This window comes from Streptomyces sp. NPDC090119 (genome assembly GCF_044747085.1).
Classification (GTDB): Bacteria; Actinomycetota; Actinomycetes; order Streptomycetales; family Streptomycetaceae; genus Streptomyces.
Genome location: NZ_JBIVDK010000004.1, coordinates 572,710 through 581,940, shown reverse-complemented (window position 1 = coordinate 581,940; position 9,231 = coordinate 572,710). Strand labels below are relative to the sequence as shown.

Here is a 9,231-nt window from a genome sequence, read left to right as displayed (position 1 = left end):
CATAGTAAGGTGAGGTTTGCCTAACTTAACAGTCCCCTTGCGGATTCGGCGGCCCACGTCACAGCGGCTGAGGTTATGCTCACCTAAGTCGCCGTCAGGGCTGTCGGTGCGCTCCCCAACTGGGCTTTCCGGTGCGGGAGATGGCACGTAACCCCCTGTTCGGCGGCATCTCGGACCGACGGTATGGAGACCGGTACGTGACCCAAGGAAGAAGGCTCCGCACCACCGGGCTGGTGACCCTGGTCGTCGCGCTGCTCCTGCTGCTGTCCGTGCTGTCGGTGGCGCTGGGCGCGCTCAACGTGCCGCTCGACCAGGTCGTCCGCTCCGTCCTCGGCCATCCGCCGAGCAGGCTCGTGGACAACGTCATCTGGTCGGTGCGCGTGCCCCGTACGCTGCTCGGCCTGACCACGGGGGCGGCGCTCGGCATGTCGGGGGCGCTGATGCAGGCCCTGACCCGCAATCCGCTGGCCGACCCCGGCATCCTCGGGGTCAGCGCGGGCGCGTCGTTCGCCATCGTCGTGGCCGTCGCGGTGTTCGGCGTGGGTTCGCTGTACGGCTATGTGTGGTTCGCGTTCGCGGGGGCGTTCGCCGCGAGTGTGCTGGTGTTCTTCCTGGGGCGGCTGGGCCGGTCCGGGGCGACTCCGGTGAAGCTGGCGCTGGCCGGGGTGGCGGTCACCTCGATGCTGTCCTCGCTGACCAGTGCCGTGGTCCTCACCGACCAGGACGCGCTGGACCGGTACCGCTTCTGGTCGGCGGGGTCGCTGGCCGACAAGGACTCCGGCGAACTGCTGCGCATCCTGCCCTTCCTCGCGGCTGGCGCCGTCCTCGCCCTGGCCTGCGCGCCCGCGCTCAACAGCATGGCGCTGGGCGACGACGTGGCCGCCTCCCTGGGTCGGCGGCTCGGTCTGGTCCGGCTCCAGGGGGTCGCGGCGGTGGTGCTGCTGACCGGCGCGTCGGTGGCGGTCATCGGCCCTGTCGTCTTCCTCGGGCTGGTCGTCCCGCACATCGCCCGGCTGCTCGCCCAGTTCGCCGGGATCGGCCCGGACCACCGCTGGCTGCTGCCGCTGTCCGCCGCGATCGCGCCCGCCCTGCTGCTCGCCGCCGACATCCTGGGCCGGACGGTGGCCCGCCCCACCGAGATCCAGGCCGGTGTGCTGGTCGCCTTCCTCGGTGGCCCGTTCTTCATCGCCCTGGTCCGCCGCCGCAAGCTCGCGGAGGTGTGAGCATGGCCGTCCCCACGAAGATCTCCGTCCCCGGGAAGCCCACCGCGTCCCCCGTCCTGCGCGACCGGCCCTTCCGGCTCGCCGTCCCCCCGGTCTCCGGGATGCTGCGCCCCCGGCTGCTGCTGACCGGAGCGGGCGTCGCCGTCGGCGCGTTCCTGCTGTTCTGCTGGGGCCTGACCCTCGGCGACTACCCGATGACCCTGTCCGACGTGGTGCGGGCGCTCGTCGGCGCGGGCGACCCCGGCACGGTCATCGTCGTCCAGGATCTCCGGCTGCCGCGCGCCCTGACCGGACTGCTGGTCGGGGTGACCTTCGGGGTGTCCGGCGCGGTGTTCCAGACGATGACCCGCAACCCGCTGGCCAGCCCCGACATGATCGGGCTCACCGAGGGCGCGGGCACCGCGGTGGTGGCCGCCGTGGTCCTCGGCTGGACGGGCGGCCTCGGCCTGTCGACGCTGGGCCTGCTGGGCGCGTTGGCGACCGCGCTGCTGGTGTACGCGCTGGCGTGGAGGGGCGGGGCCACCGGGTACCGGATCATCCTCGTCGGCATCGGCGTCTCCTGGATCTGCACCAGCGCCACCGACTTCCTGGTGGCGCGGGGTGACCGGTTCCAGGCGCAGGAGGCCGTGGGCTGGCTGGTCGGCAACCTCAACGGGCGCACCTGGGACCAGGTGGACACCCTCGCCCTGGCCACGCTCGTCCTGCTGCCGCCCGCGCTGGCGCTGGGCCGCCTGATGCGCACGCTCCAGCTCGGCGACGACGTGGCGGCCGGGCTCGGTACGCCCGTGCAGGCGGTCCGGCTGGCGCTGCTGCTGACCGGAGTGGGCCTGGTCGCCTTCGGCACGGCCGCGGCGGGGCCGGTGGCGTTCGTCGCCCTGGCCTGTCCGCAGATCGCCCAGCGGGTGGCGGGCACCTCGTCGCCGCCCCCTCTCGTCTCCGGTCTCACCGGCGCGTTCACCGTGCTCGGCGCCGACCTCCTCGCCCGCGAGGCGGTGCCGGGTACGGAACTGCCGGTCGGGATCGTCACCGGCGCCCTCGGCGCGCCGGTCCTGCTGTGGCTGCTCATCCGCGCCAACCGCGCGGGCTCTGGAGGCTGATGCACATGTCGACCACCGAACCGCGCACCAAGTCCCTGTCCTCGGGGCCGGAGTTGGGTGCCCGTGGCCTGCGGCTCGCCTACGACGGGCGGACGGTCGTGGAGAACCTGGACCTCACCGTGCCGACCGGCCGCATCACGGCCATCGTCGGCGCCAACGCCTGCGGGAAGTCCACCCTGTTGCGGGCGCTCGCCCGACTGCTGACCCCACGTCAGGGCGTGGTGGAGCTGGACGGGGTGGCCCTGCGCGAGGTGCCGACGCGGGAGCTGGCCCGCAAGCTGGGCATCCTGCCGCAGACCCCGGTGGCGCCGGAGGGGCTGACCGTGTCCGACCTGGTGGGCCGGGGGCGTTCACCGCACCAGACGTGGTGGCGGCAGTGGTCGGCGGCGGACGAGGAGGCGGTGCGCGGGGCGCTCACCGCGACCGGGCTCACCGACCTCGCGGACCGTCCGGTGGACGAGCTGTCCGGCGGGCAGCGGCAGCGGGCCTGGATCGCCATGGCCGTCGCCCAGGGCACCCCGGTGCTGCTGCTGGACGAGCCGACGACCTATCTCGATCTCGCCCACCAGATCGACGTACTGGACCTGATCACCGACCTCAACCGGCGGGAGGGCCGGACCGTGGTGATGGTGCTGCACGACCTCAACCAGGCGTGCCGGTACGCCGACCACGTCATCGCCATGAAGGCCGGCCGCATCGTCGCCGAGGGCGCGCCCGCCGAGGTGGTGACGGAGGCGACCGTGGCGGACGTGTTCGGGCTGCGCTGCCGGATCGCCCCCGACCCGGTCAGCGGCACCCCGCTGGTCATCCCGCTTGGCCGGCACCACGACGACGGCGCCGGTCTGGCCGAGGCCGTCCCGGCGGCAGCCGTCGACTGACCGGCCGCCACCGCGAGGCTCAGGGGCGCCAGGCTTCAGAGGCGCAAGGCTTCAGGGGCGCAAGGCTTCAGGGGCGCGAGGTGAGGTAACCGCCCATGGTGCGGAAGTAGTCGGCGGCCGCGTACTCGGTGCCGTCGTCCGTGCGCACCCGCCTCACCAGCAGCCCCCGGCAGCGCCCGGTGTGCGCGTCGGCGCCCGCCACCACGACCACGCCGTCACCCTCGCGGATGAAGATCCGCCCCGGTGTGCCGCCGTACCTCCCCTCGGAGACGGCGGCGGAGACGATCCGCAGCCGCTCCCCGCGGTGGAAGGCGTAGGCGTTGGGGTACGGGTCCGACTGGGCGCGTACGAGGCGCTCCAGGCGCTCGGCGGGCCAGCTGAAGTCGATGCGGCTGTCCTCGGCGGAGCGCTTGTGGAAGAAGCTGGCGCGGGAGCGGTCCTGCGGTATCCACTGCCCGGCGTCCCGGCCGGAGGCGATGAGGTCCAGCGACTCGCGCACCAGCGGGGCGATGAGGTCGACGGTGCGGTGGAACAGGTCGGTCGCGGTGTCGGTCGGGCCGACCGGTACCGAGCGCTGCACCAGGACGTCCCCGGCGTCGAGTTCGCCGTTCATCCGGTGCGCGGTCACCCCGACGCGCTCCTCCCCGTTGAGCAGCGCCCAGATGATCGGGGAGAACCCGGCGTACGAGGGCAGCAGCGAGTCGTGGATGTTGAGGGTGCCGTGCTCCGGCAGGTCGAACAGCTCCGGGGGCAGCCAGGTGCGCCAGTTGTTGGCGACGATGATGTCCGGACGCGACTCCCGTACGGCGGCGAGGAGTTCGGCGTCGTCGGGGCGGTTGCGCAGCAGTACGGGGACGCCGTGCTTCTCGGCGAGTTCGGCGACGTTGTCGTCCCAGATCTTCTCGTAGGCGTGTTCGCTCTTCGGATGGGTGAGGACGAGGACGACCTCGTGCTCGGAGTCGAGCAGCGCCTGCAGCGTGCGGTGACCCCAGGTCTGGTAGCCGAGCATGACGACCCGCATACAGCCCTTCCCTTCACAGACTCCATTGCTAGGTAAGCCTTACCTTATCTAGCATGGGCCTGCCTGAGGGAGGCGATGCCAAGGTGAAGTCACCGCGCATGGGTTCCGACGTCGTCCACGACGTGCTCGGTATCGGTTTCGGACCGTCAAATCTCGCTCTGTCCATAGCGGTTGAGGAACACAACGCGGGCCTCTCGGCAGGTCACCGTCTCAACGCGCTGTTCCTGGAACGCCAGCCGGGCTTCGGCTGGCACCGGGGCATGCTGATCGACGACGCCACGATGCAGGTGTCCTTCCTGAAGGACCTCGTCACGCTGCGCAACCCGACCAGCGACTACAGTTTCCTGTGCTTCCTGCGCGAACGGGGCAGGCTGATCGACTTCCTGAACCAGAAGACGCTGTTCCCGCTGCGCATGGAGTTCCACGAGTACTTCGAGTGGGCGGCCGAGCGGGTGTCCCACCTGGTCACGTACGGCAGCGAGGCGATCGCCGTCGACCCGGTGCGCGACGACGACGGACAGGTGGCGTACTTCGACGTCACCTGCCGCGACACCGCCGGTTCCGGCGGGACGGTGACCCACCGGGCCCGCAACATCAGCCTGGCGATGGGACTGGAACCGCATGTGCCGCCCGGTCTGGAACTGGGCGAACACGTCTGGCACAACAGCCAGTTGATCCCGCGTGCGGTCCAACTGGCCAATTCCGGGGCCCCGATACGGCGTGTCGTCGTGCTCGGCGCCGGACAGAGCGGGGCCGAGGCGGTGGACTACATGCACCGCACCTTCCCGGAGGCGGAGGTGTGCTCGGTCTTCGCCAAGTACGGCTACACCCCGGCCGACGACAGCCCGTTCGCCAACCGCATCTTCGACCCCGAGGCGGTCGACGTCTACTTCTCGGCGCCGTCGGAGGTGAAGCAGTCCCTGTTCGACTACCACCGCTCGACCAACTACTCCGTGGTCGACATGGAGTTGATCGAGGCGCTGTACGCCACCGCGTACCGGGAGAAGGTGTCCGGGCGGGAGCGGCTGCGCTTCCTGAACGTCTCCCGCGTCCGCGCGGTCGACCCGGGCGCGGGCGGCGCGCTGGACGTCACCGTGGAGTTCCTGCCCACCGGTGAGCGCCAGGTGCTCCCCACCGACGTGCTGGTCCTCGCCACCGGCTACCGCCCCCGCGATCTGACCCCGCTGCTCGGCGAGGCCGCCAAGCTGTGCCTGCGGGACGACGAGGACGAGATCCGGGTGGGCCGCGACCACCGGGTCGAGACGGCGCCGGAGGTCACGGCGGGCATCTACCTCCAGGGCGGCACCGAGCACACCCACGGCCTGACCAGCACCCTGCTGTCGACGGTCGCGGTCCGCGCGGAGGAGATCCACCGCTCGGTGCTTTCCGGCCGAGTCCCAGCCTGACTCCCCCGCCTGACTCCCGGAGCCCCGGCGGACGGTCCCGCCGGGGCTCCGGGGCTTCACTCACCGAACGATCCCTGGCCTTGACCTAGTTGCCGCCCCCGAAGTCCCTCCGAGCCGCGGCGATATTGCTGATCGAATCGAGCAGGACTTGCCTCAAGGCATCCAGCTCGGAATCGAATGATCCCGCCTTCCTCCCGCAGGCGTCGTACGCGCCGATGAACGAGGTCCATGCCTCGTAGACATGGCGGTGCTGTTCGTTCGTGGTCAGCGACAGGAGTGCCAACTCCTCGGGGGATGCGGTTCTCTTGGCTTCCGACCCGAACCAGATGCTGAAGCGGGCACTCTCGCTGAGCAGCCGGCCCACGAGATCGATGAGGTCATTGCCCAGCGCGCCGCTCGACAGCATCCTGATCGGCAGGTCGGTGCTGAGTATGCCTGTCGGCACTCTCAGTTCTTCTGGGGGAACCCATCCGGACGGGACGTCATCCAGCCACTCCCAACCCTCTGGCAGGGTCATCCCACTCCTCTCCGCGCCGCCTCGTCATGGCGCGTACTCCTCAGACCGAGGGCGCCCCGCCGAAAGCATCCACCATGCCCCGTACGCTCCGTACCGCCCCGCAGGTCGTGGCGATCCAGTCGAGGGCCATCCGGTGCTGGTCGGGTGCCCGGTCGGCGACCGCGTCCGCGACGACGAAGGGTTCCATGTCCTGCATCGCGGCGTCCGCCGCGGTGAGCAGCACCTGGGTCCGCGCGAACACCCCGGCGATCACCGGCTGGTCCCGGCCGAGTTCGGCGAGGCGGTGACGCAGCCGGGTTCCGGCGAAGGCGCTGAACCGCTTGGCGGTCAGCAGACTGTCCCCCACCTGGGGCCGGATCTCCGCCGCCACCTCACGCGAGTCCCCGCCCCGGAGCAGCGCGGGATGCCCGAAAGCGGTCCCCCGCCCGGCCGGCCGCCCGTCGGCGCAGGCCAGGGTGTAGAGGACGGGGATGCCCGCCGCCCGCGCCGACTCGCACAGCTGGGCCATGCCGGAGACGAGTGGGGACACCGGGGCTGACCGCTCCCGCAGGACGCGCAGGAAATGGTTCTGCGGGTTGAGGACCAGCAGCGCCGCGCGGGCCGGTTCGACGACCCAGCCGGACCGGTCGGGCGGCAGCGCGGCCGGGCCCGGCATCACATAGGGAGCGAGCCGCTGGGCTTCGCTGGTCTCGGGGGACGGCATGCGCATCGGCCTCTCACTCGTCCTCGGACGTCGTCAGGACGGCGACGGAAGTCCTGGTGCGGCCCTCTGCTCAGCAGGGCCCATGCGTCCAGCGGCCGTCCGTCATCGTGGCGTGCACGGGCATCGCGCGCAGCGTGTCCGCGTCCGCCTCCAGCGGGTCCACGTCCACGACCACCAGGTCGGCGGGGTCCCCGACCCGGATGCCGCGCCGCCCTCGCGCGGCCGCGACCAGCGCGTCCGGCACGGAGAGGCGCTGCTCGGGATGCCAGGCGGGACGCGCGTCGTCGGTCCGGGTGACGGCCGAGGCGATGGCCAGCCAAGGGTCCAGCGGGGACACCGGGGCGTCCGACCCGAACTCCAGCCGGGCCCCGGCGGCGAGGAGGTCGGCGTAGGCGAAGGCGCGGCCGGTGCGCCCGGCCCAGTGGTGGTCGGCCACATCGCGGTCGTCGGTGGCGTGCCGGGGCTGTACGCCGACCGTGACGCCCAACTCGGCGAAGCGTGGCAGGTCTTCGGGGTCGAGCAGCTGGGCGTGCTCGATCCGGCCCCGGCAGCGGACGGCGGCGAACGCGTCCAGGGCCACGGTGTTGGCGCGGTCCCCGATGGCGTGTACGGCGGGCTCGATGCCGTGGGCGGCGGCCCGGCGCATCAGCCGTATCAGCTCGTCGGGCGCGGTCTCCTCGATGCCATGGGCGCCGTCGGTGCCCTCCAGCCCCGGATAGGGGTCGTGGCAGAGGGCGGTACGGGTGTTGAGGGAGCCGTCGGTGAACAGCTTGAGCGGGCCGACGCGCACCAGTCCCCCACCCGCGCCGATCTCGCTCCCGGTGCGCAGTCCCCGAGCCAGGGCCGCGTCCAGCCGACTCGGGTAGACGGCGGCCGCGACGCGCACGGCGGGCGGGCTGTCGGCGGACCGGCGCTCCCAGTCCGTGACCGTGTCTCCGTACTGGAAGTCGATGACGCCGGTGACGCCGCGCGCGGCGGCGGCCCGGCAGGCGTCGGCGATCCAGCGGTCCACCGTCGCGGCCGGGGCGGTGGGCAGCGCGGACAGCGCCTCGTGGGCCTCGTGCTCCCGGATCAGTCCGGTGGGGTGATCGGCCCGGCCGGCGAGGGCGAGGCAGGCGGAGTTCAGCCAGACGGCGTGCAGGTCGGCGCTGACGAGGGCCACCGGCCGGTCGGGCAGCACCGCGTCGAGGAGGCTCTTGTGCGGGGCGTCGGGCCAGAGCCCGTCGCGGAAGCCGTAACCGTAGAGCACCGTAGGGTCGTTGTTCCCACCGCGTGACTTCACGAGGTCGGCCACGGCCCGCGCGGAACCGGTCCCGGCCAGGGCGAGCCGGTGCCGGGCGGCGGCCCACTCCGCGAGGTGGACGTGGGCGTCCCAGAGGCCGGGCAGGAGCACGCGGCCGTCCATGCCGAGCACCCGGTCGCCGTCCTCGACGGGGCTCGTGTGCGCGTCCAGGTGGATGTGCGTCACCCGGCCGTCGGCGACCCGCACACGGGCGAGCGGTCCGCCCGCACCGAGCCATACCTGATGAAGCGTCAATGCACGGCGCTCATCGTCCGCTTGACCGAAACGCTCCCGCTCGACGCTCACGAAGTCCGTCATCAAGCCTCCATCCGCACCGAGGTTCACCTTGCGAGAACTAAAGTTAGCCTTACCTTATCCATCCGTCATCACCTCATCATGTCCGCGCCGGATTAGCCGAGTTGGGGCCGATTCGGGCTGACAGTTTGTTGAAATTCCGCGAAGAATTCTTTGACATGGACTGTTCATTCGATGGAGCGGTGGTCCAAGCTGACCCCGCCTCGCGAACCCCGCGAGGCTTGCTGGGCCCCACACTCCGGAGGTCTTCCATGCGCCGTCCCCACGCCGTCTCCCTCGCCGCCGCCAGTGCCGCACTGGCGCTCCCCGCGGTGCTGGTACTCGCCAGTGACGCCTCGGCGGCGCCCGCCGACAAGCCGCAGGTGCTCAGCTCCTGGACCCAGACCAGCGCCGCCAGCTACAACTCCTGGGTGTCCGCGCGGGGCAACCAGGGCGCCTGGGCCGCCTACGGCTTCGACTGGTCGACGGACTACTGCAGTTCCTCGCCCGACAACCCCTTCGGCTTCCCCTTCCAGACCGCCTGTGCCCGTCACGACTTCGGCTACCGCAACTACAAGGCCGCGGGCACCTTCTCTGCGAACAAGTCCCGTATCGACTCGGCCTTCTACGAGGACCTCAAGCGGGTCTGCAACAACTACTCCGGCGCCACCAAGACCTCCTGCAACTCGACGGCGTGGACCTACTACCACGCGGTCGACATCTTCGGTCTGAAGGGCGCGGACACCGCCCGCTCCTGAACCGACTCCGCCGGGCATGCAGACTGACGGCATGCCCGGCGGAGGTGTCCGG

At 71.5% G+C, this 9,231-nt stretch carries 9 protein-coding genes; 5 read left to right on the top strand and 4 right to left on the bottom strand.

Features of this window, described 5'->3' with window-relative positions:
- Positions 1-197: 197 nt before the first annotated feature.
- The 3 genes from ACIPPM_RS20435 to ACIPPM_RS20425 are packed head-to-tail and all read left to right on the top strand — an operon-like array spanning position 198 to position 3,198.
- Complete coding sequence (locus tag ACIPPM_RS20435; protein ID WP_401449670.1) at positions 198-1,223, top strand: FecCD family ABC transporter permease; 1,026 nt, start codon at positions 198-200, stop codon at positions 1,221-1,223.
- A 2-nt stretch (positions 1,224-1,225) separates the two neighbouring features.
- A complete protein-coding gene (locus tag ACIPPM_RS20430) occupies positions 1,226-2,320 on the top strand; it encodes a FecCD family ABC transporter permease (protein WP_401449668.1) in 1,095 nt (364 codons plus the stop codon).
- A 5-nt stretch (positions 2,321-2,325) separates the two neighbouring features.
- Positions 2,326-3,198, top strand: a complete 873-nt coding sequence (locus ACIPPM_RS20425; RefSeq protein ID WP_401449666.1) for an ABC transporter ATP-binding protein — start codon at positions 2,326-2,328, stop codon at positions 3,196-3,198.
- 67 nt (positions 3,199-3,265) lie between these two features.
- Here the strand turns inward: ACIPPM_RS20425 and ACIPPM_RS20420 are convergent, their stop codons facing one another.
- A complete protein-coding gene (locus tag ACIPPM_RS20420; protein WP_401449664.1) occupies positions 3,266-4,219 on the bottom strand; it encodes a methionyl-tRNA formyltransferase in 954 nt (317 codons plus the stop codon).
- Positions 4,220-4,317: 98 nt separating this feature from the next.
- Between ACIPPM_RS20420 and ACIPPM_RS20415 the strand changes: the two genes are divergently transcribed.
- Positions 4,318-5,625 carry a lysine N(6)-hydroxylase/L-ornithine N(5)-oxygenase family protein gene (locus ACIPPM_RS20415; protein ID WP_401449662.1) on the top strand — a complete coding sequence of 436 codons (1,308 nt, stop codon included), beginning with the start codon at positions 4,318-4,320 and terminating at the stop codon, positions 5,623-5,625.
- A gap of 85 nt (positions 5,626-5,710) precedes the next feature.
- Here ACIPPM_RS20415 and ACIPPM_RS20410 read toward each other — a convergent pair whose 3' ends face one another.
- The 3 genes from ACIPPM_RS20410 to ACIPPM_RS20400 form a co-directional block, all read right to left on the bottom strand.
- Positions 5,711-6,142, bottom strand: a complete 432-nt coding sequence (locus ACIPPM_RS20410; RefSeq protein WP_401449660.1) for a hypothetical protein — start codon at positions 6,140-6,142, stop codon at positions 5,711-5,713.
- 40 nt (positions 6,143-6,182) lie between these two features.
- A complete protein-coding gene (locus ACIPPM_RS20405; protein ID WP_401449657.1) occupies positions 6,183-6,851 on the bottom strand; it encodes an isochorismatase family protein in 669 nt (222 codons plus the stop codon).
- A 64-nt stretch (positions 6,852-6,915) separates the two neighbouring features.
- Entirely contained in the window at positions 6,916-8,445 is a 1,530-nt protein-coding gene (locus ACIPPM_RS20400; protein WP_401449655.1) for an amidohydrolase, read from the bottom strand.
- Positions 8,446-8,693: 248 nt separating this feature from the next.
- Here ACIPPM_RS20400 and ACIPPM_RS20395 point away from each other — a divergent pair, with 248 nt between their 5' ends.
- Positions 8,694-9,179, top strand: a complete 486-nt coding sequence (locus ACIPPM_RS20395) for a phospholipase (RefSeq protein WP_388998126.1) — start codon at positions 8,694-8,696, stop codon at positions 9,177-9,179.
- Positions 9,180-9,231 lie beyond the last annotated feature (52 nt).